Below are 26,970 nucleotides of genomic sequence, written 5' to 3'. Positions count from 1 at the left end.
GTGCAGGCACTGCGCGAGCTGCGTAAATCTGCGTAAGTGCATGCACGGCGTAGATCGCCCACGGCCCCAGTGTTGACGCGGCCGGCGACGGGTTGCGTCGGTGCGTAAAAACCACTCGATGAAGCGCCCGGGTGAGGCGGGGTCTCAACCGCGCGCCGAGGGTCACTCAGGGCCATGGCGGACAAAATGAACCTGGGCCCCCTCGGCGGTCTGGGTTTCCGTCTGGCTCTTGTATGCAACAATGCCCGGTTGGTCACCAAATCGAACGATTGAGATGGCTCTGAACCTGAATGCTCTCCAAATTGACCGCCTAACCTTTCATCACATTCCGCGCAGAGGGCCTGACCGCACCGTGGTCGAGCCTCCTCGTCCGGCAGGCCTCGAAAGGCTGCCTGCCGATGCACTTGACGCGTTTAGAGACCGAATCAGCTCCTCCCTCGGAAGCAAGTCTCATGGATTGAAAGTAGACTTCCTACCGACCGGCCAAGGTCCTGGAAGTTTTTTCCAGCGCGCGGCAGCCCTTATGCACGCGAGCGACGACGAGTTCCTAGATCATTCGCAGGCCGTGGCTCTCAAATTGGCGAACGCCCAAGCCGGACATGACCTTGCGGCAAGCAAGTTGGTCGTCATGTCTGGTACATCTGGCGTGAACGAGCTTCCGTTCTGTGCTGTCGTGAAGGCCGAACTGCATGACGGATTTGGAGACAAGGAGCCGGGCAAGGACGAGGCCGTTTCCTACATCAAGAATTTGTTCTTGACCCCGACACAGCGCCTGTACAAGATTGGTTTCGTACAGCAGATGGAACGCTTTCCCCGACCTGCCGACGGTGTCTATTCGGTGGATCGATATGCTGTCCACCTCTTCGACCATCTGATGACTGCGACTGAGTCACGCAACGCAGCCTTCTACTTTTACGGAAGGTTCCTCGAGACGGACATCGCATCGTCGGACCGGCGGCTGACAGCCGATTTCTATGATCGGACCAAGGACTTCATTGAATCCCTAGCGATTCCGCGAAGCGATAAAATTGACCTTACCGAATCGCTTCGCTCCGAACTGCGCAGTAACGACCTGACGGTGAATGTGAGGGAATTCGCTGAAAAGCACCTACCGGCGGGCGTCGTCGACGAGTATTGTTCCTTTGTGGAGAAGAAGGGGCTGCCGACTCACTCCTTCACCAAAAACACCGAATACATCAAGAGCAAGTTGAAAAAGCGACAGCGCTTGGTCCTATCCAGCGACGTGATCATTACTGTGCCCGCCGATCAAATGAAGAGTTTGGTCAAGATCGAACCGTCGGGTGAGGATGAAACAATCCTTCGGATCCAGGGCGCTGTCGTTAAAAACGAATGACACCTGACGCGTTCGCCACGTGGTACGACCATAACGCCCCGGCCTATAAGGCATGGGGCGAGTATGTTCGCACGTCGGTTATTCGCGATCTTGAGAATCATCTCCAACCGACTCGATTCAGTGGATTCCTGAAAATTGTCCCTCCAGCCAGGCTCAAGGAAAAAGAGTCCGCTGTCGCAAAAGTCGGCCGAAAAGGATACGAGAGGCCGGACGAGCAAATGACCGACATCGTCGGCATTCGCTTCGTTGTCCTCGTGTCTACTGATATCGATGAGGTTGTAAACGTTCTCCGAGCTAACCCCAACTGGGTGGCCAGCGAAGACCGCCACCCAGTAGAAGAAGCGCGCCAGGACCCCTCGCGTTTCGATTACGCGAGCGCGCATTACGTTGTGCGCCCTGCGGAAGATTTGGTGCTGGGCCAGGTTACAGTGCCGACAACATGCGCATGCGAAGTCCAGATACGCACTTTGCTCCAACATGCGTGGGCGGAAATGATGCACGACAACGTCTACAAGACGAGTGCGCACATTCCGCTGTCTGCGAAGCGTCTTATGTCTCGAGCATCGGCCTTAGCGGAAACAACCGACGATGTCTTTCGACAGCTATTGCAAACGCTTCAGCAAGTGAGCCGCGACCGCGAAGCTGCGATTGACATCTTGCGTCAGCGTCTTGGCGCGGTCATTGCTCCCATACAACCAATCGTCGATAGCGAATTGGACCGCGTCGTATGGGATACCTTCCGCCACTTGAGCAGTGAAATAAGCGCAGAGCAAATTGCTGCACAGGTGGAGAGCGTCCGCTTCTACAAGGCGCAAATCCAACGGCGCGCAGCCGATGCCCCGCATGGCCTGTTTGCGCACCCTGTATGCCTGCTTTTGTATTGGCTCGTCCAGAACTTTGCGACCGAGCTTGATCGGAATTGGCCTGTCCCTGCATACCGCGACGAACTCGATAAGATTTTCGCCGATTGCGGCGTTGCAGCGCGACGTTAATCGGTCGCTCCGAGGCTGTACTGTTCAAATCGGACAACCTCTTGACCGAGCCAGCTGTTTATCTCGGCTAGGCGGTCCTGCAAAGGTTTTACTTCGTTCCGGGCAAAAACCATCGCCGCCTTCTCGGCGTCCCCGAATCCCCCAGTGTTGTTCGGAATGATGCCCATGAGCTGGGGCGGCACGCGATGGGCAGCAAGCTGGTCATCCCGCGTGACGTTCTTGATGTTCCAGAACTCGTCCTTGGCCGCGACTTCCGACACCGGGATCAGCTGGATGCCTTCCTTCTTGCCGTTGGGCGCATACATGAACAGGTTGCGGAAATTTCCTGGCCCTTTGCTGTTCTTCAGCGCCTCGCGCAGGTTGTCGACGTCCTCCTGTTTCTGCGCGGCATCGGTCATGTACAGGATGAAACCGGCATGGCTGCCGTTCTTGTAGTAGCGCCTGCGGAACAACGTGGCCGATTCATTCAGCCAGGTCGCGTTCAGGGCCGACAGGTACTCGGGCAGCCCATACACCTCCTGATTGATATCCGGCTCCATCAGGTGGAACACGCTGCCCCGTTTGAACTCGTGCTTGTCCTGCCAGTTCTGCACGAAGAAATACCGCTCAAGGTCCGTGCCGCGCCGCATGTACTTCGCCAGTGCCGGCTCCAATGCCATCGGTTTGCCTAGCGCATTGTCGCGGCGCTCCAGATAGCCGTTGCCGAACACAAGGAAGTCCTGCACCCAGCGCGCAAACGCAGTGCGCGACAGCAGCTTGTGGGGGATGAATGTCGACACGAGGATGTTGCGCTTCACGTAGATGGGCGAGCTGTTATGCACGGCCGCGCGAAACGTCCGCGCCAGCCCGTCCCACGGCATCGGTGGCTCGAACCATTCGCCGACGCGCTGGCATTCGATGTAGTCGAGCAGCTCGCGTCGGTCGAGTACGGCAACGGGATCGCCGAAGCTGAATGCCTCCATTGCCGCCGAGGCCGGTGCGGTCGCGGGCGGCGCGCTGGGCAGCGCCGTGTGCACGTTCACATTCGGCGCGCGGCCTCGTTTCTTACGGGTCATGACAGCTCCATGATGCTGGTATTGGTGGTGGTGACGCCTTCGAGTGGTTCGTGTGCGATGGCGTGCATGCATGCCCACGCGAGGTCCGCGTGGCTTGTCTCTTCGGATCGGCCGGCCTGGTACGTGACACGGCCGCCTGCTGCGGTGGTGGTCTTGCGGATCGACATGAACGACGCGGCGAAGTCTGTCCAGCCTGCGTCAAACTCCAGCCGCCCCTTGCTGATCACGTCGTGTGCCTTCAGCACGAGTCCGGTCTTTACGTCTACGGAGTAGGTGAAGCCCTCCGCATCGGGTCGGAACTTCGTCACGAGCTGGTAGACGGCATCGCCGATGCCGGTGCGGTCAATGCCGATGTACGCCACGTTGTAGCGCTCGGTCACGCGCTTGATGGCGTTGGCCTGCTCTTCGTAGTCGATGCCGCGGAACTGGTGCTTTTCCAGCACGCGGAACTTGCCGCCTGGTACAAGCGGTGGCGCCACGACCACGAGCGCAGCACTGTCACCACCGCCGCCGTTCGGGTCGTAACCCACCCACACTTCACGGTTGCCGAACGGACGCGGCGACCAATGCCGGAAGTCTTCCCACACCTCCCAGCTATCGACCATGCCGCGCATGAGCATCGAGAGCGGGAAGACGGACGCCGTGTCATCGATGAAGCCGCACATCAGCAGATTCTCGAAGTCAGCGTCGCTGTACTCCAGCCGCAGCTGGTCGAGGTCGAACAGATTGCAACCGCCAGCAATGGCGTCTTCGACCGTGACGATCTGTTTCCACTGGCCGTCCGCGCATCGCTGGCCGCGCTGCAGGTTCGCGTGGCTCACGTCCACGCGGATGTGGTCTTCCTTCTTCCTGCCGCGATTAAACAGCGCCCCAGACCAGAACGGGTATGCCTCGTGGGCAAGGCTCGAAGGCGTCGAAAAATACGTCTGCCGCCACTTCGAGTGGATGGCCATCCCGGAGGCCACCTTGCGCAGCTCCTGGAATCGCTGGATCCAGAAGTACTCGTCTAGATACAGGTTGCCGTGATAGCTCTGGGCCGTGCGTGCATTGGTGCCGAGGAAATAGAGCGTGGCCCCATTCGGCAACACCATCGGGTCGCCCTTCAGTTCCACGCCCGCTGCGTCCTTCGCAAACTGGATGATGTACTGCTTGAAGACGTGGGCCTGTGCCTTGCTGGCTGACAGGAAAATCTGATTGCGCCCCGTGGTCAGCGCGTCAATGAAGGCTTCCCGCGCGAAGTACCACGTGGCCCCGATCTGCCGGCTCTTGAGGATGTTGCGGATACGCTCGGTGAGACCCGCTTCGTACCAGGCACGCTGGTAGTCGAACATCGAATCCTTGAACGCGTCGACAAGCTGTTCCTGTTCCTCTTCGCTGATCGCGTTGCGTTCCGGTGCGCGGCGCGGCCCCTTGTTGCGGTTGGCCACCTTCGGGTTCAGATCCGCTTCGTTGCCGCCGTCCTCGTAGCGGCGCACGCGTGCCAGGCGCTCGATCTGCCGTCCAAGGAGGTCAATCTCCTTGAAGTCCCTCCCCTCCTTGTTCTCTTTCCCGATCAGTTGCGCCATGCGCGTTTCGAGATTCGAGCCCACACGCGTCACAGCGTCCGCGCGGTCCCACTGCTCACGCTGCTTCCAGCTGTGAATCGTGGACGGCTTCTTGCCGAGCATCTCGGCGATACGCGCCACGCGATAGCCCTGCCAGTAGAGCGCGCGCGCAATGCGGCGTGGCTCCATCTCGGGGTCCAGCGAAAGCGATGTGATGGGTGGAAGCGTAGTCATGCCGCCACGCTACCGTCCGCGCGCGCGCGTGCCACGTCGCGCGTGTTGTCACCGCCGTGCGCACAACACGATTGCGTTGCCCGCGCGCGGCGGCCCGCCGAACATGGCAGCACGAACACACCACACCGAACCACCACCGAAGAGGAACCCATGGCCGGCAAGAACACGAAGTTTTTCCGCATTGCCACCGAAGGCGCAACCAGCGACGGGCGCGTGATCGACCGTCAGATGATCGTGCAGATGGCAGCCAGCTACGACCCCGCGACGTACGGCGCACGCATCAACATGGAACACATTCGCGGCTACGACCCGACCGGCCTGTTCAAGGCATACGGCGACGTAATCGCGCTCAAGGCTGAAGAGCAGGACGGCAAGATGCGCCTCTTCGCGCAACTCGATCCTACGGCCGAGTTGGTGGCTTTCAACAAGGCGCGGCAGAAGGTGTTCTGTTCGATGGAAGTGAACCCGGATTTTGCCGACACCGGCGAGGCGTACCTGACCGGTCTGGCCGTGACCGACAACCCGGCAAGTCTGGGCTGCGAGATGCTGGCCTTCAGCGCTAAGGCCAAAGTCAACCCGCTGGCCGAGCGCAAACAGGATCCGCAGAACCTGTTCACCGAAGCCGTGGAAGTCACCCTCGACTTCAGCGAAGAAAAGCCTGATGGCAAGGGGAAAGGCAAGGACAAGGGCAAGGAATCGTCCAGCCTGACCGAATCGATCAAGCGCATGTTCTCCCGCCAGGACACGAGCGACGCCACCAACCAAGCGAAGCATGCCGACACGAACGAGGCCGTGACGGCACTGGCCGGCGAAGTGAAGACGCTTAGCGACAACTTCAGCAAGGTACTGAAGGCGGTCGAGACCGTGGCCGGGCAGGTGGACAAGCTGCAGGAGAACCAGACCACCGTGAGCGAGGAATTCTCCACGCTCAAGGGTGAGCTGGAGAAGACCGAGACGTTCACGAAGCGCCCGCCTGCCACGGGCGGCAGCGGCGACACCGCAATCAAGACCGACTGCTGAGCCGGCACCCGGACAGCCACTCAACAACCATTACCCGGAGCCAACTCTATGCGTAACGATACCCGCAAGCTGTACGCGGCATATGAAGAAGAGATCGCCAAACTGAACGGCGTGGAACGCGTTGACCGCAAGTTCAGTGTGCTACCCAGCGTCCAGCAGCGACTGGAAACGAAGGTGCAGGAGTCCAGCGAATTCCTCACGAAAATCAACGTCCACGGCGTGATCGAACAGGAGGGCGAGAAGGTCGGCCTCGGCGTGTCCGGTCCGGTGGCCGGCACCACTGACACCTCGGTCAAGGACCGTCAGACCAAAGACATCGCCACGCTGGATGATCGCAAGTATCGCTGCGAGAAGACCGACTCGGACACCCACATCACCTATCAACGTCTGGACGCCTGGGCGAAGTTCCCGGACTTCCAGACGCGCATTCGTGACGCCATCCTGCGCCGCCAGGCGCTGGACCGCATCATGATCGGCTTCAACGGCATTGCACGCGCTGCGACATCGGATCTCGCCGCCAATCCGATGCTGCAGGACGTCAACAAGGGCTGGCTCCAGCACCTGCGTGAAGAAGCGGCGGAGCGCGTGATGAAGGACGGCAAGGCCGCCGGCAAGATTGTGGTGGGCGGTGCCGACACCGACGCGGCACGCGACTATGCGAGCCTGGACGCACTGGTATTCGATCTTTGCAACAACCTGATCGCGCCGTGGTATGCCGAAGACCCGGACCTTGTGGTGATCTGTGGCCGCAAGCTGCTGGCAGACAAGTATTTCCCGCTGCTGAACCGCGACCGCGATCCCACGCAGAAGCTGGCTACGGACATCATCATCAGCCAGAAGCGCATCGGCAATCTCCCCGCCGTCCGTGTGCCATATTTCCCGCCTGACGCGCTGCTGGTCACGCGCCTGGACAACCTGTCCATCTACTGGCAGGAAGGCGCCCGCCGTCGCACTATCGTGGACAACGCGAAACGCGATCGCATCGAGAACTACGAGTCGAGCAACGACGCCTACGTCATCGAGGATCTGGCAGCGGCGACTATGGCCGAGAACATCGAGGTAGCCGAAGCATGACAAGTCCGGCCCGCCGACACTACCTGCGCGTGACGGCCGGCATGGCGGCGGCCGCCGAAGCTGCCGCCAGTCCGCTGCGTCACGCCACCGGCCACGAGCTGATGTTGGCGCAGCTCGCGGAGCACAAGCGCGCCCTGAAACAGATCCAGTCCATCGAGCGCAAGGCCGACGCCAAGCGCAAGATGCTGCCCGAGTACTCCGATTGGGTACAGGGCACGCTGGACGCGGACACGGGCGTGCAGGACGAAGTGTTCATGACCATCATGGTCTGGCACATCGATGTCGGCGACTTTGCCGGCGCCCTGCCTCTCGCCCGCTATGCCATCCGCCACGGCCTGGTCATGCCCGACCAGTACCAGCGCACGACCGCGTGCCTGATCGCGGAGGAATACGCCGCGATGGCCATCAAGTCGGCAGAAGCCGGTCAGCCGGTCGATGCCGAGGCGCTGGCCGAGGTGACGCAGCTCGTGGAGGGCGAGGACATGCCCGACGAAGTGCGCGCCAAGCTCCACAAAGCGCTGGGCTACGTGGCGCTGGCGCAGGTCGAAGGGCTGCAGTCGGTGGCACAGCAGCAGTTGTGCCGGCGCTTCGCCCTTGACCAGTTGCAGCGTGCCCTGCAGCTCCACGACAAGGTCGGCGTGAAGAAGGACATCGAGCGCCTGGAGCGTGACATCAAGCATGCTGGCCCCGCCGAAGCTCAGGAGGAAGGCACGGGCTGACACCGAGCGTGACCCCGCGCATCAGGCGGCACGGGGTGTCCCTAGGACGCGCCGCAAGGCCAACCCCAACGGTCACCCCGTCCACCGCCTCCACTCACTGATCGCGTACCCATGTCCTCATTCTTCGCAGCCGAGCCGGCCGCCGCCGGCCAGAACCTGATCATCAACGATGGATTCTTCCCCGACATCGATGTCGACACGGCGACGGCCGCCATGCGGCAGGACGGCACGGTGACGGCTGAGCGGCTGCGGGCTGCCCTGGTCGAAGCGGCGCTGTCCGTGAACGCGGATCTTGGCGCGTGGCGTGCCGAGCAGCAGGCAGCCGGCTACGAGACGCTGGAATCGGTGCCTTCGGCACAGATCGACAGCAAGTCCGCGCACCTACACCGTTATTTGCGGGCGGTGTACTGCGAAGCACGGGCCGGCCTGATCGAGCGGTACCGGGATTACGACGCCACGGCGGCCGGCGACCGCAAGGCGGAGGCGCTGATGCAGGCGGTGGAGGATTTGCGCCGGGATGCGCGCTGGGCGACCAGCGACATCGTGGGCCGGCCGCGCAGCACGGTGGAGTTGATCTGATGCGGGTGATAGCCATGCAGGGCGACACCGTGGATGCGATCTGTCATCGCATCTACGGCCAGACCGCCGGCATCACCGAGGCGGTTCTCGAAGCAAACAGGGGCCTGGCCGATCTCGGCCCGGTTCTTCCCCACGGCACGGTCGTAGACCTGCCCGACCTACCCCAGCAGGCTGACGTGCAGCGCGTCCAGCTCTGGGACTGACCCCAAGGAATGAATCATGGCTGAACCCATCTCCGCCAGCTCGACGGCCGCCCTCGCGGTGACCGGCATCGGCGCGATCACGCTGGTGCCAGGCGTCGACGCGGCCACAGTGCTGGGCGCGTTCGCGGGCGCCGCAGTCTTCGCCCTGAATTCGGACGAGCTGACCACCGGCAAGAAGATTGCCTTCCTCATGCTGTCCATTGTGATGGGGTGGCTCGCCGCGCCGCTGGCCGCATCACTCATCGCCCGGATCCTGCCGGCCGACACCGAAGTCAGCCACGGCGTGGGTGCGCTGGTCGCATCGGCCGTGCTGGTGAAGCTGCTGTTGGCGCTGATCCGGCTCGCCGACAACAGCGACCGCCTGGTGGCGCTCATTCGGGGCAACAGCGACGGAGGTGCCAAGTGAAGACGCTCTACGTGTTTCAGGCGCTTCTGTGCGCGCTGATTGCCATCCGGCTGCTGTTCTTCCGCCGCAATGGCGCGGCCCATCGCCCGTGGGCCGCGCGACTGGCCTACGCCCTGATCGTTATGGCCGGCGCCGTCGCCATCGGCGTAACGTTCGAACGCTATGAATGGGCGCTACTGGCGCTCAACGGCATCACCGCCATCCTCTGCGTTGCCATCTACGCCGTACGCGGCAATGTGGTCGAGCTGTTCCGCATCACCGGGCTCGATCCGGATGGTGATGGGGAGTCCCTTCTACTGCGCCTGCTTCGGAGATCCAGCCATGACGCAACTGCGACGCGGTGATGTTGGCGCGGAGGTGCGAGAGCTGCAGCGGCTGCTGCGCGTGCGTGGAGCCCGCATTGAGCTGACCGGCGCGTTCGATGACGCGACTGCTGCGGCCGTTGTGGTGGCTCAAGCCCGCTATGGCCTGGTCGTGGATGGGGTGGTCGGCAACAAGACGATGTTGGCCCTGCAGCTCGATGGGCGCATCCCCGGCCACCTCGGCGCCGAGGATCTGCGACGGGCGGCGAGAACGCTGGACGTGAAGCTGGCCGCCGTCCGTGCGGTCAATGAAGTGGAGAGCCAAGGATCGGGATTCCTGCCTGACGGCCGGCCGGTGATCCTCTTCGAGCGCCACATCATGTACCGGCAACTGCGCGCCGCCGGCCACGACGCGGACCAACTCGCACGCCAGTATCCGAACATCGTCAACCCGGCACGCGGCGGATACATGGGCAAGGCCGCGGAGCATATGAGACTGGCGCAGGCCGCCGGGCTTGACCAGGCATGCGCGCTCGCCTCCGCGAGCTGGGGACTGTTCCAGATCATGGGCTACCACTGGGAGCGCCTTGGCTATGCCAACGTGCATGCCTTTGCCGATGCCATGCGCAGCGACGAATCCCAGCAACTCGACGCCTTCGTACAGTTCATTGCGACGGATCCCTCCCTCCACAAGGCGCTGAAGGGTCTGAAGTGGGCGGCATTCGCCTCTGGCTACAACGGCCCGGCGTACAAAGACAACCTCTACGACGTGAAACTGGCCCGCGCCTTTACGCGTTACGAGGCCGAGGAACAGGTGCCCGCATGAACCGTCCGCTCGCTATTGCGTTGGCTGCTGTCGTCACCCTGCTGGCGGCAGCTGGCGCCGGTGCGTGGTTCACGGACCGGTACAAGAAGTCGGTCCAGCGTGCCGCCGCTGCTGAAACGCTGGTGGCGTCGCTGCGCGCCCAGCTCGACAACACCGATGCAGGTGTGGTCGAGGTCACCAAGTATGTCGACCGCGTGCAGACCATCCGCGTGAAGGGCGACACCATCGTCAAGGAAATACCCCGTTATGTCACCGTCGAAGCTGATGCCGCTTGCACTGTGCCTGGTGGCTTTGTCCGCCTGCACGACACCGCCGCCGGTGGCGTGCTCGATCAGGATCCCAGAGGCGCTGATGCGGCCCCCTCAGGGGTTCCACTCTCTGCCGTCGCCGGCACCGTCGCCGACAACTACACCACCGGCCATATCAACGCCGCTCGACTGACAGCGCTGCAGGACACCCTGCGCGCGCAGGGCGTGACGATCATCGGGGAGCCAGCGCCATGAGAAAGCCCGTAGAGCTACGCGCTGCGATCACCGCTGCCGTGGCGGATCTGAAGCGCAACCCGGACAAGCTGCACCTGTTCGTGGAAGAAGGCCGCGTCGTGGCCACTGGCGCGAAGACCATCTCGTTCGAGTATCAGTACACGCTGACGCTGCTGGTGACGGACTTTGCGGAGAGCGCGGACGCCATCATGGTGCCGGTGATGGCCTGGCTGCGCGCGAACCAGCCGGAACTGTTCACGAACCCCGACCGGCGGCCGGATGGCTTCAAGTTCGAGACGGACATCCTGAGCCACGACTGCGTCGACCTGCTGATGCGTGTTCCGCTGACGGAGCGGGTTATTGTCAAGGTGGTGGAAGGTCGCTACGTCGTCACGCATGCCCCGGAGCCGGTGAACGAGTTTGATGACCCGTCCGGCTGGAAGCTGACTGCGCCATGAACAGCCTGGAAGACCTGGCCGCCTGGGCGGGCGCCCTGCTGCACAAGCTCGATGCCGGCGAACGACGCGCCCTGCTGCGCGCCGTCGCCGCTGAGATGCGGCGCCGCCAGACGGTACGGATCGCCGAACAGCGCAATCCCGATGGTTCGGCCTATGAGCCACGTAAGCCACGCCTGAGGCAACGCACCGGCCGTGTCCGCAGGGCGATGTTCATGCGCCTGCGGACCTCACGCTTCATGAAGGCCCAGTCCGATCCGAACAGCGCGGTGGTGACGTTCATTGCCAATGTCGAGCGGATTGCTGCGGTCCACCAGTTCGGCCTGCGCGACCGCGTCAACAAAGGCGGGCTCGACGTGCAGTATGCGAAGCGTGAGCTGCTCGGCATTTCGGAGAGTGATGCCGATAGGATCGCCGAGCTCGTGTTGGCACACACCGGGAAATAGCACCTCGCGAGCCGATAGAAGAGCGGCTACACTTGCCAACCGTACGTAAGGAGAACAATGCATGCAAGTTCCGAACCCTTCACGCCGCGGCATGATCCGCTGGGCCCTGTCGAGCTTCATCCTCGCACCGATTGTGGCAAAAGCGGACTGGATGGCTCTACCGCTCGAAAGACACTGCGAAGCGCTGTTCGCCGGCCATATACCGACTGGCGCTAGGCGGCTTGCTACGGCGCGGACAGGCACTGTCACGGCAGCAATATTTGAAGTTGATCTGCCAATGCAAGGAAGCGTTCCAAGAGTCGGGCGCTACTTGTGCATCGCGAACGAGCAATCGTCGGGCCGTTTCTCCGTGCAGGTTACAGACAACGCTCTGGCCGAAGCAAGCTCATTCCATCCCACGGACGTTTCTTTGGAGGTCACTGAGGGGGGTGAAGTCGAAGTCAGCGAACAACACACGCGGTCGCACACCAGCCACGTTTGGAAGGAGATTGAGGGCAAATGGTGCCTAGCTCGCAGGGAATTTGCAGGCAATGTGGCTAACGAATTGGTGACAGAGAGTTATGACTTGGAGAAAGAGGAATTCGTCGCCACAAGAAGCTTGATGGAATGCGACGACCCGTATTTTCGGAGTTGTTCAAAGACGACGACTCTCGTCGAGCTGGGCACTTTCAGTCGCGGACAGTCGATGTCCTAATAGCGAACAGTACATTTGCCCGGTGGGCATGCAGTTCAACTCGTCCTCCTCAACCTTCACGACCGCTGACGCATAGCTTCGCGGTATCACGTAGCAAACTTGCGGGGTGTTGTGGCAACTGGCGCCACAACACCCTTCCGGTGACCACCACGCGCGCGCACGGCATGCTGGTGGCATGGACACCGCTGAAATCCTCCGCCTGATCGAGAACCTGCTGCGCACCGGCACTGTTGCCGAGATCCAGCACGGGAAGCCGCCGCGCGTCCGGGTGACCTCGGGCGGTTTGGACACGGACTGGCTACCGTGGGCCGAACGCCGCGCGGGGGGTACACGTACATGGAGCCCGCCGACTATCGGTGAGCAGGTGCTGCTCTTTTGCCCCAGCGGCGAGCCGCGCAATGGCATCGTGCTTTGCGGCATCCCATCCGACAATATCGACACGCCAAGCCATAGCGCGGACGAGACGGTCACGCTGTATGCCGATGGCGCGACCACCACTTACAACCATGCCACCGGCACGCTGTCGCTGGCCGGCATTCAGAAGGTGATCCTTGAGGCCGCGACCAGTGTCCTGGTGAAGTGTCCGGATACCACGTTCGACGGCGACGTGACCGTGAAGGGCCTGCTCTCCTACCAGAACGGCATCGCTGGCCAAGGCGGCGCCAACCGCAACGTCATCACCGGCGACTTCAACCATCAGGACGGCAAGCTGTCGTCTAACGGCGTGGTGCTTCACGACCACGACCACGGCAAGGTGCAGCGTGGTGGTGACTGGACGGAGGGCACGCGATGACCGATCTCGGTCTCAACAGCACAACAGGTCGCGCCATCACGGACCTGGCGCATATCTGGCAGTCCATCCGCGACATTCTCACCACGCCAGAAGGCTCTCGCACCATGCGGCGCACCTACGGCTCCCAAGTGCCGATGCTGATCGACCAGCCGCTAAACGACGTCACCCAGCTACGCGTGATGTCCGCCGCTGTCGCAGCCATCGTGAAGTGGGAGCCCCGCGTGCAGGTCAACTCCGCATCGTTCGTGATCGACGGCGAAGGCGCCATGACGGTGGATTTGGATGCGGATCGCGTCGACGGTGCCCGTAGCACGCCGCTCGGTACGCTTTCCATCCCCCTGCGCGAGGCCAAGGCATGACCACGCCCATTGATCTTTCGCGCCTGCCGGTACCGGACGTGGTCGAGAATATTGACTACGAGACCATCGTTGCCGAACGCAAGGCTTACTACGTCAGCCTATTTCCCGCCGCTCAGCAGGCCGATGTGGCACAGACGCTGCAGCTCGAATCCGAGCCGGTCGTGAAGCTGATTCAGGAGAATGCCTACCGGGAGACGGTTCTGCGTCAGCGCGTCAATGACGCATCGCGTGCGCGCATGCTGGCCTATGCCAAGGGCAACGACCTCGAACACGTCGCCGCGAACTACAACGTGGAACGCCTGGTCGTGACGCCCGAAGACGACAGCACCGAGCCGCCCACGGCCGCCGTGATGGAAGAGGATGATTCGCTGACCGAGCGCACACAGCTTGCCTTCGAGGGGCTGTCCACCGCCGGGCCGCGCGAAGGCTACAAGTTCCATGCGCGGAGCGCGGATGGTCGCATTGCCGATGTCAGTGCGATCAGCCCGCAACCGTGCGAAGTCGTCGTCACGGTCCTCGGCATCGATGGCGACGGCAGTGTTGATCAGGACGTGATCGACAACGTGAAGGCGGCGCTCAGCGACGAAGACGTGAGGCCCTTGGCCGACCGGCTGACCGTTCAGTCAGCTCAGATCACACACTACGAAATTGACGCCACGGTGTACACGAAGACGAACGGCCCCGAGCGCGAGCTGGTGTTGGCCGAGGCCGCCAAACGTGTGGACACCTACCGAAAGGACAGCCGCCGGCTCGGCCGCGATATCGACCGATCGGCCATCAGCAGTGCGCTGTTCGCCGAGGGCGTCTCGCGTGTCGAGATCCGGCAGCCTGCGGTAGACGCAGTGCTTGACGAGACGCAAGCCGCCTACTGCACTGGCGTGAACATCGTGGATGGTGGCGCGCGTGTCTAGGCTCCTGCCCCCCAACGCGACGCTGGTCGAGCGGAATATCGCCGCGGCCGGCGCCGCTATCGAGCGCGTGCCGGTCCCAATCCGCGATCTAGGTGATGCGAGCACGTGCCCTGCCAGCGTGCTGCCCTTCCTCGCATGGGAAGGGTCCGTGGACCGATGGGATCCGAGCTGGCCCGAAGGAACGAAGCGGGCAGTGATCGATGCTTCGTTCTTCGTGCACCAGCGCAAGGGGACTGTCGGGGCGATCCGGCGCGCCATCGAGCCGCTGGGCTACCTGATCCGTGTCGTGCCCTGGTACGGCATGAATCCGGAAGGCCCACGCGGCACTTTCCATCTCGATGTCGGCGTACTGGATACCGGCATCACCGAAGAGATGTATGCGGAGCTGGAGCGCCTGATTGACGATGCCAAGCCCCTTTCTCGACACCTGACCGGCCTCGCCATCAGCGTCGAGACGCGCGGTTCGGTGCGCTACACCGGGGCGCCACTGCTCGGCGATGTCATCACTGTCTACCCGTATTCCCCGGAACCCGTCGAGGTCGTGGGCGCGTCGCTATATGCCGGCGCCGCGCACCTGGTCGACACCATCACCGTCAACCCTCTGTGAGCCATGCCGCAAACTTATTTTCTTATCCCCACCGCTGACGGCGAGGCCAAGCTCGCCAACGCACAGGCGCTCGGCGTCGCCCTGAAACTCACGGCCATGTCGGTCGGCGACGGCAATGGCGCCTTGCCTGTCCCGGATCGCGCGCGTAAGACGCTGATCAATGAGCGCCGTCGTGCGGCAATCAATTCCTTATCTCAAGATCCTCAGAACGCGAGCCAGTTCATCGCCGAACAGGTCATTCCAGAGACTGAGGGCGGGTGGTGGATCCGCGAAGCAGGCCTTCATGCCGAAGATGGCACGTTGGTCTATTACGCCAACATTCCAGAGACATATAAGCCGGTGCTGGCCGAAGGCTCCGCACGCACGCAGGTCGTGCGCCTGGTCTGCCTGAACACCAGCGGCGCTACGGTGGAGCTGAAGGTGGATCCTTCCATCGTGCTTGCAACCCGTGGCTACGTCGACACGCAAATTGCGGCAGAGCTGGATAAGCGCGACGCTAAGCAGTCCGTCCTGGCCGCCACCGTAGGCCCGCTCGTGGCTCTGTCCGGCTTACAGACCGTCGACAGCGTTCTTCTGACCGCCGGCGCTCGTGTGCTCGTGAAAGACCAGGCGCTCAGCAAGGACAACGGCATCTATTTGGCGGCGGCCGGCGCATGGACCCGCGCGACGGACTTCGACAGCGGCCTGGACGTTACGCCTGGCGCGACGGTCCCGGTAGAGCAAGGCACGATCAACGCCGACTCAATTTGGCAACTATCCACGGACGGCGCCATCATCATCGGCGCGACGCCGCTCGCGTTTAAGCGCGCTGGCGACGGATACTTCGCCCCACTCGCCTCGCCGGATTTCACCGGGATTCCCAAGGTAGATACCGCACCCGTCGGGACGTCTACTCGCCAGGCCGCGAGCACGCAGTTTGTCGCCAATGCGATCGCTGCTCTTGTGGCAGCCGCCCCCGCTCAGCTCGATACGCTCAACGAGCTAGCCGCCGCCCTGGGGAACGACGCGAACTACGCCGCAACGGTAACCGCCGCGCTGGCGCAGAAAGCTGCCCTCGCCGGCGCTGCCTTCACCGGCCCGGTAACGATGCCCTCTGCGCCGCAATTCGATAACGACACGAGCGCGGCGACAACGGAGTGGGTCGTAAAAAGCGGTATGCGCAGATCGGGCCTCACGGTATCGACCGCCAGCGCCACCGTCGACTTGTCGGCATTCGGCGGAACCATCCTCAACGGCATGGCAACGACCAACACGCAAACGCTGCCTGCACTGTCGACCGTTCCTGATGGGGCGACTGTCGAGTTTGTAAACACCGGGCAAGCCGGCATCCTGGTGCAAAAGGCAGCAGCGGATGGTACGACTTCCATCGCCGTGAATGGCGGCGCGCGCATCGCGAGCATTGCTGTCCTGCCTGGTGAATACCTGGAGATTCGGAAATGCGGCGGAGCTGCCGGCGGATATTGGGTCGCCACGGGCTCGGCGCAGCTCAAGTACGGCTCCAACTGCGCGTTTTCGGCGTCAACGAGCGGATATCAGAAGCTACACAGTGGTCTGATTTTCCAGTGGCTACGGGGAACCTTTCAGGCTAACGGCGTCGTACAACTCGACCTGGGCTGGCCGATTGCGTTCCCGACCACGCCTCTGAACGTCACGGTAGGCGGATGGGAAAACAGTTTCAATAACGAGTCGCCGGTTCAATGGAATAGCAACGCCACCACGGCAAATGTGGTGCGCGTTACGTGCTCCAACGCCGTCGCAGGCGCCACCGGCTTCACTGTGCTGGCCCTCGGCAACTGATCTTAGGAGCGACACACATCATGCAAAAGTTCGCACATGTCGACGGCGCCGGGAAGGTTCTCGGCTTCTACGTCGAAGGAATCCACAGCGAGATTCCCGCCCCCGCTATCGCAATTAGCGACGAAACCTACGCCGCGCTGTTGGACGGTCAATCTGTCGGAAAGACCATGGCAGTAACGGCAGACGGTCAGCCCCGGCTTATAGACCCGCCGGCGCAGTCGCTTGGACAGATCCGCACCGCGCTGTGCGCTCGCATCGACAGCGCGGCCGACGCCGCCCGCCTGGCCGTTGCGGGCGACCCACTGCGCGCAGCTGAGTACCAGATTGCCGAGGCCGAGGCAAAGGCATACCAGGCGGCCGGATACAACGGCGAATGCCCGCAAAGCGTCAAGAGCTGGGCGGAAGCCAAGGCGTGGCCTTCCAAGCAGGCGGCAGACAACATCATCGCAGAGGCCGTCGCCTGGAATGCCGCGCTCTATGCCATCCGCGACGCTCGCCTGAAAGCCAAGGAAGCCGTGCGCAACGCACTGACGGCGGAGGCTGCCACCGAGATTGCCAACGCCGCTATTGACGGCATCAAGTCCAAGGTCGCAAACCTGGGCAACGCCGCGAGCTGACCATGTCGAGCGTACGCCTGCTGTTCTCAACCACGCACTTGCCTCTATCGGTCGCCATCCGGGCCTTCACGTGGTCGCGCTGGTCTCATGTGGCCGTGATCGACGGCGACAGTGTGATCGAGGCTGTAGCGCTGCATGGTGTGCGCCGTGCGCCGCTGGCGGACACGTTGTCGCGATGCGCCGACTTTGCGATAGCGGATCTGCCGGCGCGAGATCCACAAGCCGTCATTGAGGCCGCGGCGTCCCAGCTCGGCAAGCCTTACGACTATTCCGCATTGGCCGGTCTCGCGCTGCGCCGGGACTGGCAGTCCGACGAAGCCTGGTTCTGTTCTGAACTTGTGGCGTGGGCATTTGACGCGGCTGGTCAGCCGCTCGTGCGCCCGGAGTTCCGCCGCCGTGTTTATCCTCAACACCTCTGGATGCTGCCGCCAGCGGCGTCAATTGCCCTGCCCCTGCACGCCTGATGTTGTGCGCCGCTGGCGTACAACGTCAATGGAGAGACAGCCTCGCGCGTGCGCAGCATCCTACCGGGACGATCCCACCATCGTCAGGACCACTCCCGGAGGACTGCATGCCATCTGACTACCACCACGGCGTACGTGTCGTTGAAATCAACGAAGGCACCCGCCCGATTCGTACCATCGAGACCGCCGTGCCCGGCATCGTCTGTACCGCTGACGATGCCGACGCGACGGTCTTCCCGCTCAACAAGCCGGTACTTCTGACCAGCCCCATGTCGTCGCTCGGTAAAGCTGGCGACACTGGCACGCTGGCCAAGACCCTCGACGCGATCACCGACCAGGCCAATCCCCTGACCGTGGTCGTGCGCGTTGCCAAGGGAGCAACCGATGCCGAGACCACAAGCAATCTGATCGGCGGAACCGACGCCAACGGGCGATTCACCGGAATGAAGGCGCTGCTGTCGGCCAAGAACAGCCTGGGAGTTACGCCGCGCATTCTCGGCATCCCCGGCATGGACAGCCTGCCCGTGGCCACGGAGCTGGCCAGCATCGCGCAGAAGTTGCGTGCCTTCGCCTATGTGTCTGCATTCGGCTGCGAGACCAAGGAAGAAGCGGTCGCCTATCGCGACAACTTTGGCCAGCGCGAGCTGATGACCATCTGGCCTGATTTCATCGGCTGGGACACGGTTGCCAACGCCGAGACCACGCTGTTCGCCACAGCGCGTGCGCTCGGCCTGCGTGCCAAGCTCGATAACGAAGTGGGCTGGCATAAGACGCTGTCGAACGTGGCAATCAATGGTGTAACCGGGCTCTCGAAGGACGTGTTCTGGGATCTGCAGGATCCGGCTACCGACGCGGGCTATCTGAACCAGAACGACGTCACCACGCTGATCAATTTCCAGGGCTTCCGATTCTGGGGTTCGCGCACCTGCAGCTCCGATCCGCTCTTCGCCTTCGAGAACTACACTCGCACCGCGCAAGTGCTGGCCGACACGATGGCCGAGGCCCATGCCTGGGCAATGGACCTGCCGATGACACCATCGCTGGTCCGCGATCTTGTGGAAGGCATCAACAGCAAGTTCCGCACGCTGACGCGCAATGGCTACCTGTTGGGTGGCGAGGCCTGGTACGACCCGGAATTCAACACTAAGGACACGCTGAAGGACGGCCAGCTTGGCATCGACTACGACTACACGCCCGTGCCGCCGCTGGAAAATCTCACGCTGCGCCAACGCATCACCGACCGCTACCTCATGCAATTCGCGCAGGCCGTCAACGCGTAAGCGTGCGAGCTGCCAACACCTGAAAGGGAACTGCCATGGCATTGCCACGCAAACTCAAAAACTTCAACGTCTTCCACAACGGCGAGAGCTTTGTGGGGGAGTGCGAAGAACTCACCACCCCGAAGCTGACGCGCAAGCTGGAAGAGTATCGGGCCGGCGGCATGAACGGCCCGGTCGATATCGACCTGGGCGCCGAGAAGATGGAGCTGGAGGCTACCTATGGAGGTCTCATGCGCTCGATCTTCAAGGAGTGGGGAATCACCTCTGTCTCGGGGGTCATGCTGCGCTTTGCCGGCGCATTCCAGCGCGATGACGAAAGCGAAACCGATTCTGTCGAGATCGTTATTCGTGGCCGTCACACCGAGCTGGACATGGGTAACGCAAAGGCCGGCGACAACACCCAGTTCAAGGTCAAGTCGTCGGTCAGCTACTACAAGCTGACCGTCAACGGCGAAGTGTGGTGCGAAATCGACCACGTGAACTTCATCGAGGTTGTCTTCGGTGTCGATCGACTGGCCGGCCAGCGCCGCGCCATGGGCCTGTAACGGGCCTCACGCGGGCCGGCCTTCGGGCTGGCCCGTTCCTGCATCCCTATCTACTAGATTCCTACCGCCATGACCCAAGCGACCTCCACCGATATCACCCTCGATAGCCCCATTAAGCGCGGCGAGCAGACCATTAAGTCCATCACGGTACGCAAGCCCGGCTCGGGCGAGCTGCGCGGCTGCAGCCTGGTCGACCTGATGCGTATGGACGTGACCGCACTGCACACCGTGCTGCCGCGCATCACCACCCCCACGCTCACCCAGCACGACGTGAGCAAGCTGGATCCGGCGGACCTGACCCAGCTGGGAACGGCGGTGACCGGTTTTTTGCTGCCGAAGTCGGCCAAGGAGGAAAACTTCCAGACCGAGTCGAGCACGCCATCGCAGACATTGCAGTAATTTTTCACTGGCCCCCAGAGGTGATGTACGCCATGGGGGTCGCAGAGCTGATGGAATGGCGCGAGCGCGCCTACGAACGTAGCGGATCCGACGAATGAGCACACCCCGTAACCTCAGGCTGGAAGTCGTGCTGCAGGCCGTCGACCGCATGACGCGTCCATTCCGCGCCATCATGGGCAGCAGCTCTGACCTGGCCAAGGCCGTGAAGGCCACCCGCGACCAGCTCAAAGACCTGAACCGCGCACAGGCCAACATCGACAGCTTCCGCAAGCTGTCCAAGGATGCCGCGATCACCGAGAACCAGCTCGGCGCCACGCAGGCGCGCGTGAAGGCACTCGCGCAGGAGATCGCCGCGGCCGACAAGCCCACGGCCGCAATGTCCCGGGCCTTCCAGGCGGCAGTGCGGGAGGCGCAGGCGCTCAAGCAGCGCGGCGGCGAGCTGCAGCAGAACCTTGCCGCCGTGCGTGGTCGGCTCGATGCGGCCGGCATCAGCACGACAAGCCTCGGCCAGGCGCAGCGCGACCTCCGCAACCGCATCGACACCACCTCGCAGGCGCTGGCGCAGCAGCAGGCGCAGCTCCGGGCGGTGGGAGAGCGCCATCGGCTATTGGCTGCGGCACAGTCCCAATACCAGAAGGGCATGGCCACCCGCAATGCCATGCTTAATGCCGGTGCGTCGACTGCGGCGGCCGGCGGCATTGTGCTGACGCCCATCGCCAAGGCCGTCAAGGACTACGTCACGTTCGAAGACGCCATGCTCGGCATTGCCAGGCAGGTGGACGGTGCCCGGGATCCCAGCGGGAATCTGACGGACATCTACTACGACATGGCGCGGCAGATCCGCCAGCTTGGCAAGGAGCTGCCGATCCCCACGGCGCAGATTGCGGAGATGGTGACGGCCGGCGCGCGCATGGAGGTGCCCCGTAACGAGCTGATCGAGTACACCCGCACCGTGGCGATGATGGCCACCGCCTTCGATGCTGTGCCGGACGAGATCGCCGAGAGCATGGGCAAGGTCGCCAAGAACTTCCGGATCCCGACCAACGCCATCATGGGGCTGGCTGACACGATCAACTATCTGGACGATAACGCGATCAGCAAGGGCAATGACATCATCAATGTCCTGAACCGCATCTCTGGCGTCGTGTCGGGAGTGGCCATGCCGGCGAAGGATGCCGCCGCGCTCGCCTCCACGCTGCTGACGCTGGGCGAGCGTACCGAGACGGCCGGCACCGCCATCAACGCCATCGTCCAGAAGTTCGCCGCTGCCGAGAAGGGCACCAAGAAGTTCCACGCCGCCGTGTCGGAAATCGGGCTGACCACCACCGAGATCCAGAAGGGCATGGCGACGAACGCCACCGGCACGCTGTTCAAGGTGATCGAGGCCGTGCGCAAGCTGCCCGCAGACAAGCGCATCGGCGTCATGGTCGAGCTGGTGGGAATGGAGCACTCGGACACGCTGGCCAAACTGGTCGACAAGCCGGAAGAATTTGACCGCCAGCTGAAGCTGGCCAACGGCTCGAAGGCTGAAGGCTCGATGTCCCGCGAGTTCGCCGCAAGGCAGGACACCATCTCCGCGCGCTGGCAGCGCCTGCAGAACCATATCTTCAACACCAGCAGCGCGGGCGGCGAAGTCCTGCGGTCAACGCTTGTCAGCCTGATGGACACCGTGGGCCGCCTGGTGGACCGTTTCAATGCGTTTGCAGAGGCACACCCGCAGCTGGTGGGCTGGCTCATCAAAGGCGCTGCTGCGGTCGGCGTGCTGCTGACGGTGATGGGCGGCCTGACGCTGGCACTGGCTGCCGCATTTGGTCCCATGGTGATTGCGCGCTACGGCATGGCGATGCTGGGCATCCAGCTCGGTGGTGGCGTGGGCATCGTTGCACGGCTGGCCGGGGCTTTCAACTTCCTGATGTCGGTCTTCAGCTTCGTGGGTCGCGTGTTCCTGCTGAATCCCATCGGGCTGGCTGTGACGGCCATTGGTGTGGCGGCGTTCCTGCTCATCAAGTACTGGGATCCGATCCGCAACTTCTTCACCGGCCTGTGGGCGCAGGTGACTACAGCGTTTCAGGGCGGCCTGGGCAGCATCCTGTCGCTGATCGCCAACTGGTCGCCGATGGGTGCGTTCTACGCCATGATTGCGCCGGTGCTGCGCTGGTTCGGCTTCGACTTGCCGGAGAAATTCAGCGAGTTCGGCGCGAACTTGCTGCAGGGGCTGGTGAACGGCATCACGAGCCGCGTGGGCGCCGTGCGCGAGGCCATCGTGTCCGTGGGGGATAGCGTGGTGGGCTGGTTCAAGGAGAAGCTCGGGATCCACTCGCCAAGCCGGGTCTTTGCCGATCTGGGCGGCTACACCATGAGCGGGCTGGAACAGGGTCTCGCGCAGAATCAACGCGGCCCGCTCGATGTAGTGTCCAAGGTGGCAAGCTCCATGGCGGGGATCGGTGCCGGGATTGCCATTGGCACCGGATCGGCTGCAGCCGGCATCAGCATCGACAACCGTCCGCCCATCTCGGCCGCATCGCGTACGGGCGCTGCCGCAATGCCTGTGGCGTCCACGCCAGTCGTCATCAACATTCACCCGCCCGCCGGCGCAGACGAGCAATTGATCGCCCGCCTGGTGGCCGAGAAGATCGAGCGGCTGCAGGCGCAGAAGAGCGCGCGCTCCCGGTCGCGCCTCACCGACAAGGATTGACCCATGATGATGGCCCTCGGCCTGTTCGTCTTCGCACTGGAGACGGCGCCCTATCAGGAATTCCAGCAACAGATCGGCTGGCGCCACCCGTCGAACAACCGGGTGGGCCGCCGTCCCTCGCGTCAGTTCACCGGCCCCGACGACGAGACCATCACGCTGTCGGGCGTGCTGCTGCCCGAGATCAGCGGAGGCGACAACACCATCGAGGTGCTGCGCGTGATGGGCGACCTTGGCCTGTCATATGTGCTGATCGAGGGTTCGGGGCACTACTACGGCATGTTCGAAATCGACTCGCTGGCGGTGACGCGCACCCTTTTCTTCAAGGATGGCAAAGCACGCCGCATCGAGTTCTCGCTAAAGCTGACGCGCGTGGATAGCAAGCTCGAACAGATCATCGGCGAGGCCGTCATGAACCTTGCCAGCAGCGTCGCTTCCAGCATTCTCTGAACGCCATGGAACTGTCTACCGTATTGGAGTCCATCGTCAGCAAGGCCGCGGTGCCGGTGTATCGTCTGCGGCAAGGCCCGAAGGACATCACCAACCGCTTCGCGGGCCGGCTCATTTCCCTGACGCTCACCGACAATCGCGGGTTCGAAGCCGACCAGCTCGATATCGAACTGGACGACGCAGATGGGATGCTTGCGCTGCCTGACAAGGGCACCACGCTCTCGCTTGGGATCGGCTGGCAGGATACGGGCGTGGTCGACAAGGGTCAGTACAAGGTGGACGAGCTGGAGCACTCCGGGCCGCCCGACCGGCTAACCATCCGTGCGCGCAGCGTTGACCTGGCCGGCGGCATGTCCACGCGTAAGGAGCGCTCGTTTCGTGGCCAGACCATCGGCGCCATCGTCGGCGGCATCGCGGCCAAGAATGCGCTGACGCACGTGGTGTCGCCCTCGCTGCTTGGGCTGGTGATCGACCACATCGACCAGACAGGCGAATCCGATGCCAACTTCCTGACTCGCCTGGCCAAGGACCACGATGCTATCGCCACGGTGAAGGCCGGCAGGCTGCTGTTCATCAAGACGGGTGGCGCACAGAGCGCTACCGGGATCAAGCTGCCTACGGTTGAAGTCACGCGGGCGAGTGGCGACACCCACAGCTTTCTGATCGCCGACCGGGAGAATTACAACGGCGTGAAGGCGTACTACCAGGACGCACGCCGGGCTGTGAAGGGCGAAGTGGTGATCGATGCGTCCAATGCTGTGAAGGTGGTGACCAAGCCGGCGCCGACAAAGAAGCCCAAGAAGGGGCAGAAGAAGACCGTGGCCGATGTGATGGCCAACCCCAACCCGGATAACGTGAAGGTGCTGCGTCACACCTATGCGTCGAAGACAAATGCCGAGCGTGCTGCGCGCGCCGAATGGCAGCGCATCCAGCGTGGCGTTGCATCGTTCCGCATGACCCTCGCACGCGGCCGGCCGGAGTTGTTTCCCGAACTGCCCGCCGTGGTGCGTGGCTGGAAGCCGCAGATTGACAGCACCCACTGGATCATCGCCCGCGTCACGCACAACCTGTCGGACCACGGCTACACCACGACGCTCGAGTTTGAGATCAAGCCTCCGGAGCTTACGGACAACGGATAGCGGATCGCAGCATACTGCCGGTTTTGGGGCTGATTCAGGCACCAGAAGCCACTAGGTAGCTAGCCGAGTCGCTGCCCTTCCTCGTTGGCGAGCACCCTGGCGACCCGTTCGCGCAGCGGGGCGCTCCAATCTTGCCCGTAGCGCCGTTCAACCTCGTCACAGACGGCGACGGCATCGTCGCCGCGACCAAGCTGACCGAGCGTTATCCCTTTGTTGGCGAGCGCTCTGGCGACTTGTTCGCGCAGCGCGGCGCTTGCATCTTGGCCATAGCGCTGGTCGACCTCATCATAGACGACGATAGCATCGTCGCTGTGACCAAGCTGACCGAGCGTTATGCCCTTGTTGGCGAGCGCTCTGGCGACCTGTTCGCGCAGCGCGGAGTTTGCATCTTGGCCATAGCGCCGGTCGATCTCATCATAGATCGCAATTTCATCCTCGCTACGCCCTAGCTGTCCGAGCATGATCCCCTTATTCGTTAGCGCTTTGCCGACCTGTTCGCGCAGCGCGGTACTAGCATCCTGTCCGTAGCGCCGATCGACTTCGTCACAGACGGCTATAGCAGCCTCGTCGCGACCTAGTTGGCCGAGCGAGAATCCCTTGTAGACGAGCGCCGTGGCGACTTGTTCGCGCAACGCGGTACTAGCATCTTGACCATAGCGCTGGTCGACCTCATCACAGACGGCAATGGCATCCTCGCGGCGACCAAGCTGGCCGAGCGTGACCCCCTTGTAGACGAGCGCCTTTGCGACCTGTTCGCGCAGGTCTGCACTGGTATCCTGTCCGTAGCGTCTGTCGACCTCGTCATAGATCGCGATTTCATCCTCGCTGCGGCCAAGCTGGCCGAGCGTGATCCCCTTATTCGTGAGCGCCTTTCCAACCTCTTCACGCAGCGCGGTACTCCCATCCTGTCCGTAGCGTCGCTCGACCTCGTCATAGACCGCGATTTCATCGTCGCTGCGACCAAGCACGCCTAACCGGAACCCCTTGTTGACGAGCGCTCTGGCGACCTGTTCGCGCAGTCCGCCGGTCGCATCTTCACCAAAGCGCTGGTCTATCTGGTCATAGACGGCAATGGCATCCTCGCTGCGATCAAGGGCTCCGAGCGCGACTCCCTTGTTGACGAGCGCCTTGGCGACCTGTTCGCGCAACTCGGTACTTGCATCCTGTCCGTAGCGTCGATCGATCTCGTCATATACTGCGATTTCATCCTCGGTGCGATCAAGCTGGCCAAGAGCGACCCCCTTGTTAAGGAGTGCCCGAGCGACCCGCGCGCGCAGCGCTGCACTCGCGTCATGACCGTAGCGTTGGTCGACCTCGTCATAGGCCGCGATTTCATCTTCGCTGCGACCAAGCACGCCTAACCGGAAGCCCTTGTTGACGAGCGCCCTGGCAACCTGTTCGCGCTGCGCGGCGCTCGGATCCAGGCCATAGCGCCGGTCGATCTCGTCATAGACGGCAATGGCATCCTCACTACGACCAAGCTGGCCGAGCGAAACCCCCTTGTTAAGGAGCGCCCTTGAGACCCGTTTGCGCAGTGCCGCACTGGTATCATGACCGTAGCGCTGGTCGATCTCGTCATAGACGGCGATTTCATCTTCGCGGCGACCCAGTTCTCCGAGAGCATTTGCTCGAGCGAACATGAACAGGGCACGTTTTTCAGGAGCGAGCCCTACCGCATCTGCATGCACTAGAGCCTTGTCGAAACTTAGCAGCGCGGAATCCAAGCGGTTGGCGACGTATTCATTTAGACCTCTTGCGAAATGGTCGTCGGGCGTAAATTCCGTTTCGGGCTTTGCTTCAAGTGCCTGGCTGGTTTCTTGAACAACGTGAAGTGCTGCCGGGTCGGACAAAGCTTGCGAAGCTTGAGCTGCATCTTCTGATCTTGACAGGATTTCCTGGGCAGCCTGATCTAGAGCCTGACGGGTTTTCTCTGCATGAGCGGTTACTTCTGCTTTTCGCTGATCAATCTCTAAGGTTGCATCATGTGCGTGCTGTTGGAGCTGCGAGAGCTGCGAGCCCAGCGAGTTTGCTTCCGTTTGCAAGTCCCGAATTTGCTGTTGCAGTCGCTCGCCGTGTTCTTTAAGCCATTGCTGAGCAGCTTCTTGAGCTTCGCTTATGGCGCGATTTTTTGCGCCCATGTAAGCAGCGAAACCAGCAAGGAACGTAATGATCGTGATGCCAAGGCCGACCAATGTGGACAAATTTGAAATTTCCCCCATATAGTTGGCTTGCTGTGCTGTCGAAATGCCCAGATCGTTGATGCGCTTGTCCTGAGCGTCAAGCCGAGCTTCTGTCACCGCCTTGAGTGTGCCAACTTCCTTGTCTAGCGCATGAATTTGTTCACTCGCTTGTTGAATCTCGTCCTGATTTGTTGACGGAGCGGAAATAGCACTTTGAGAAAAAAGGACAAAACACAAGGATATGCAAAACAGAAAGTTGCGCATGATCGTTCTTCTTACACCGATTTTCATCCAGGCGGCTGGACTATTCTTTACGTTTAGCTGCAGATGATAAACGCGTTGCTGTGCGAGG

The 26,970-nt window shown here is 62.3% G+C and carries 31 protein-coding genes; 28 read left to right on the top strand and 3 right to left on the bottom strand.

The annotated features are described in order from the left end of the window. Nucleotides 1-274 precede the first annotated feature (274 nt). Together AC3FJ6_RS09930 and AC3FJ6_RS09925 are read left to right on the top strand one after the other, a co-directional pair. Entirely contained in the window at nucleotides 275-1,354 is a 1,080-nt protein-coding gene (locus tag AC3FJ6_RS09930) for a nucleoid-associated protein (RefSeq protein ID WP_488771701.1), read from the top strand. After that, nucleotides 1,351-2,346, top strand: coding sequence for a GTP pyrophosphokinase (locus AC3FJ6_RS09925; protein ID WP_488771700.1), 996 nt, complete (start codon nucleotides 1,351-1,353; stop codon nucleotides 2,344-2,346). Before AC3FJ6_RS09930 ends, AC3FJ6_RS09925 begins: the two co-directional genes overlap by 4 nt. Here AC3FJ6_RS09925 and AC3FJ6_RS09920 read toward each other — a convergent pair. Further along, nucleotides 2,343-3,401, bottom strand: coding sequence for a phage portal protein (locus AC3FJ6_RS09920; protein WP_488771699.1), 1,059 nt, complete (start codon nucleotides 3,399-3,401; stop codon nucleotides 2,343-2,345). The genes AC3FJ6_RS09925 and AC3FJ6_RS09920 overlap by 4 nt on opposite strands. Continuing rightward, entirely contained in the window at nucleotides 3,398-5,179 is a 1,782-nt protein-coding gene (locus AC3FJ6_RS09915) for a terminase ATPase subunit family protein (protein ID WP_488771697.1), read from the bottom strand. Before AC3FJ6_RS09915 ends, AC3FJ6_RS09920 begins: the two co-directional genes overlap by 4 nt. Nucleotides 5,180-5,329: 150 nt before the next feature. Here AC3FJ6_RS09915 and AC3FJ6_RS09910 point away from each other — a divergent pair, with 150 nt between their 5' ends. From AC3FJ6_RS09910 to AC3FJ6_RS09785, 26 genes are all read left to right on the top strand, one after another. Then, on the top strand, nucleotides 5,330-6,199 hold the full coding sequence (locus AC3FJ6_RS09910; RefSeq protein WP_488771864.1) for a GPO family capsid scaffolding protein: 870 nt from the start codon (nucleotides 5,330-5,332) through the stop codon (nucleotides 6,197-6,199). 48 nt (nucleotides 6,200-6,247) lie between these two features. After that, a complete protein-coding gene (locus AC3FJ6_RS09905; RefSeq protein ID WP_488771696.1) occupies nucleotides 6,248-7,273 on the top strand; it encodes a phage major capsid protein, P2 family in 1,026 nt (341 codons plus the stop codon). Then, nucleotides 7,270-7,992, top strand: a complete 723-nt coding sequence (locus AC3FJ6_RS09900) for a phage terminase small subunit (protein ID WP_488771695.1) — start codon at nucleotides 7,270-7,272, stop codon at nucleotides 7,990-7,992. The genes AC3FJ6_RS09905 and AC3FJ6_RS09900 overlap by 4 nt, the downstream gene beginning before the upstream one ends. 111 nt (nucleotides 7,993-8,103) lie before the next feature. Continuing rightward, a complete protein-coding gene (locus AC3FJ6_RS09895; RefSeq protein WP_488771694.1) occupies nucleotides 8,104-8,571 on the top strand; it encodes a head completion/stabilization protein in 468 nt (155 codons plus the stop codon). Continuing rightward, nucleotides 8,571-8,774, top strand: coding sequence for a tail protein X (locus AC3FJ6_RS09890; protein ID WP_092600656.1), 204 nt, complete (start codon nucleotides 8,571-8,573; stop codon nucleotides 8,772-8,774). The genes AC3FJ6_RS09895 and AC3FJ6_RS09890 overlap by 1 nt, the downstream gene beginning before the upstream one ends. Before the next feature lie 16 nt (nucleotides 8,775-8,790). Then, nucleotides 8,791-9,180, top strand: coding sequence for a putative holin (locus tag AC3FJ6_RS09885; RefSeq protein WP_488771693.1), 390 nt, complete (start codon nucleotides 8,791-8,793; stop codon nucleotides 9,178-9,180). Continuing rightward, nucleotides 9,177-9,524, top strand: coding sequence for a phage holin family protein (locus tag AC3FJ6_RS09880; protein ID WP_488771692.1), 348 nt, complete (start codon nucleotides 9,177-9,179; stop codon nucleotides 9,522-9,524). Before AC3FJ6_RS09885 ends, AC3FJ6_RS09880 begins: the two co-directional genes overlap by 4 nt. Next, complete coding sequence (locus AC3FJ6_RS09875; RefSeq protein ID WP_488771691.1) at nucleotides 9,502-10,308, top strand: N-acetylmuramidase domain-containing protein; 807 nt, start codon at nucleotides 9,502-9,504, stop codon at nucleotides 10,306-10,308. Before AC3FJ6_RS09880 ends, AC3FJ6_RS09875 begins: the two co-directional genes overlap by 23 nt. Next, a complete protein-coding gene (locus AC3FJ6_RS09870; RefSeq protein ID WP_488771690.1) occupies nucleotides 10,305-10,811 on the top strand; it encodes a hypothetical protein in 507 nt (168 codons plus the stop codon). Before AC3FJ6_RS09875 ends, AC3FJ6_RS09870 begins: the two co-directional genes overlap by 4 nt. After that, complete coding sequence (locus tag AC3FJ6_RS09865; protein ID WP_488771689.1) at nucleotides 10,808-11,248, top strand: phage tail protein; 441 nt, start codon at nucleotides 10,808-10,810, stop codon at nucleotides 11,246-11,248. Before AC3FJ6_RS09870 ends, AC3FJ6_RS09865 begins: the two co-directional genes overlap by 4 nt. Beyond that, nucleotides 11,245-11,691, top strand: a complete 447-nt coding sequence (locus AC3FJ6_RS09860) for a phage virion morphogenesis protein (protein WP_488771688.1) — start codon at nucleotides 11,245-11,247, stop codon at nucleotides 11,689-11,691. Before AC3FJ6_RS09865 ends, AC3FJ6_RS09860 begins: the two co-directional genes overlap by 4 nt. Before the next feature lie 61 nt (nucleotides 11,692-11,752). Next, complete coding sequence (locus AC3FJ6_RS09855) at nucleotides 11,753-12,385, top strand: hypothetical protein (RefSeq protein WP_488771687.1); 633 nt, start codon at nucleotides 11,753-11,755, stop codon at nucleotides 12,383-12,385. Nucleotides 12,386-12,560: 175 nt separating this feature from the next. Continuing rightward, nucleotides 12,561-13,178, top strand: coding sequence for a phage baseplate assembly protein V (locus AC3FJ6_RS09850; protein WP_488771686.1), 618 nt, complete (start codon nucleotides 12,561-12,563; stop codon nucleotides 13,176-13,178). Beyond that, nucleotides 13,175-13,537, top strand: a complete 363-nt coding sequence (locus AC3FJ6_RS09845) for a GPW/gp25 family protein (RefSeq protein WP_488771685.1) — start codon at nucleotides 13,175-13,177, stop codon at nucleotides 13,535-13,537. Before AC3FJ6_RS09850 ends, AC3FJ6_RS09845 begins: the two co-directional genes overlap by 4 nt. Next, a complete protein-coding gene (locus tag AC3FJ6_RS09840) occupies nucleotides 13,534-14,448 on the top strand; it encodes a baseplate J/gp47 family protein (RefSeq protein ID WP_488771684.1) in 915 nt (304 codons plus the stop codon). The genes AC3FJ6_RS09845 and AC3FJ6_RS09840 overlap by 4 nt, the downstream gene beginning before the upstream one ends. Further along, nucleotides 14,429-15,055: a phage tail protein I gene (locus tag AC3FJ6_RS09835; RefSeq protein ID WP_488771683.1), complete on the top strand. Its 627-nt coding sequence runs from the start codon at nucleotides 14,429-14,431 to the stop codon at nucleotides 15,053-15,055. The genes AC3FJ6_RS09840 and AC3FJ6_RS09835 overlap by 20 nt, the downstream gene beginning before the upstream one ends. A gap of 3 nt (nucleotides 15,056-15,058) precedes the next feature. Then, entirely contained in the window at nucleotides 15,059-16,852 is a 1,794-nt protein-coding gene (locus tag AC3FJ6_RS09830) for a phage tail protein (protein ID WP_488771682.1), read from the top strand. Between the two features lie 20 nt (nucleotides 16,853-16,872). Next, nucleotides 16,873-17,469: a hypothetical protein gene (locus AC3FJ6_RS09825; protein WP_488771681.1), complete on the top strand. Its 597-nt coding sequence runs from the start codon at nucleotides 16,873-16,875 to the stop codon at nucleotides 17,467-17,469. Nucleotides 17,470-17,471: 2 nt separating this feature from the next. Further along, a complete protein-coding gene (locus AC3FJ6_RS09820; RefSeq protein ID WP_488771680.1) occupies nucleotides 17,472-17,933 on the top strand; it encodes a YiiX/YebB-like N1pC/P60 family cysteine hydrolase in 462 nt (153 codons plus the stop codon). Nucleotides 17,934-18,040: 107 nt separating this feature from the next. Continuing rightward, on the top strand, nucleotides 18,041-19,213 hold the full coding sequence (locus AC3FJ6_RS09815; RefSeq protein ID WP_488771679.1) for a phage tail sheath protein: 1,173 nt from the start codon (nucleotides 18,041-18,043) through the stop codon (nucleotides 19,211-19,213). 35 nt (nucleotides 19,214-19,248) lie between these two features. Further along, on the top strand, nucleotides 19,249-19,758 hold the full coding sequence (locus AC3FJ6_RS09810) for a phage major tail tube protein (protein ID WP_488771678.1): 510 nt from the start codon (nucleotides 19,249-19,251) through the stop codon (nucleotides 19,756-19,758). A gap of 69 nt (nucleotides 19,759-19,827) precedes the next feature. Continuing rightward, the gene (locus tag AC3FJ6_RS09805; protein WP_488771677.1) at nucleotides 19,828-20,157 is read left to right on the top strand and encodes a phage tail assembly protein; all 330 of its coding nucleotides are present in this window, start codon (nucleotides 19,828-19,830) and stop codon (nucleotides 20,155-20,157) included. A gap of 23 nt (nucleotides 20,158-20,180) precedes the next feature. Next, nucleotides 20,181-20,255, top strand: a complete 75-nt coding sequence (locus tag AC3FJ6_RS09800) for a GpE family phage tail protein (protein WP_092600750.1) — start codon at nucleotides 20,181-20,183, stop codon at nucleotides 20,253-20,255. Then, nucleotides 20,252-22,852 (top strand): phage tail tape measure protein, encoded by a 2,601-nt coding sequence (locus AC3FJ6_RS09795; protein ID WP_488771676.1) that lies wholly within the window; start codon nucleotides 20,252-20,254, stop codon nucleotides 22,850-22,852. Before AC3FJ6_RS09800 ends, AC3FJ6_RS09795 begins: the two co-directional genes overlap by 4 nt. 3 nt (nucleotides 22,853-22,855) lie before the next feature. After that, nucleotides 22,856-23,299, top strand: coding sequence for a phage tail protein (locus AC3FJ6_RS09790; RefSeq protein ID WP_488771675.1), 444 nt, complete (start codon nucleotides 22,856-22,858; stop codon nucleotides 23,297-23,299). Next, nucleotides 23,296-24,438 carry a phage late control D family protein gene (locus tag AC3FJ6_RS09785; RefSeq protein WP_488771863.1) on the top strand — a complete coding sequence of 381 codons (1,143 nt, stop codon included), beginning with the start codon at nucleotides 23,296-23,298 and terminating at the stop codon, nucleotides 24,436-24,438. The genes AC3FJ6_RS09790 and AC3FJ6_RS09785 overlap by 4 nt, the downstream gene beginning before the upstream one ends. A gap of 59 nt (nucleotides 24,439-24,497) precedes the next feature. Here AC3FJ6_RS09785 and AC3FJ6_RS09780 read toward each other — a convergent pair whose 3' ends face one another. Next, on the bottom strand, nucleotides 24,498-26,909 hold the full coding sequence (locus tag AC3FJ6_RS09780) for a tetratricopeptide repeat protein (RefSeq protein ID WP_488771674.1): 2,412 nt from the start codon (nucleotides 26,907-26,909) through the stop codon (nucleotides 24,498-24,500). Nucleotides 26,910-26,970: the final 61 nt, after the last annotated feature.

This window comes from Cupriavidus sp. 94F1 (assembly GCF_057798875.1).
This window is presented reverse-complemented; position numbering and strand designations above follow the sequence as displayed.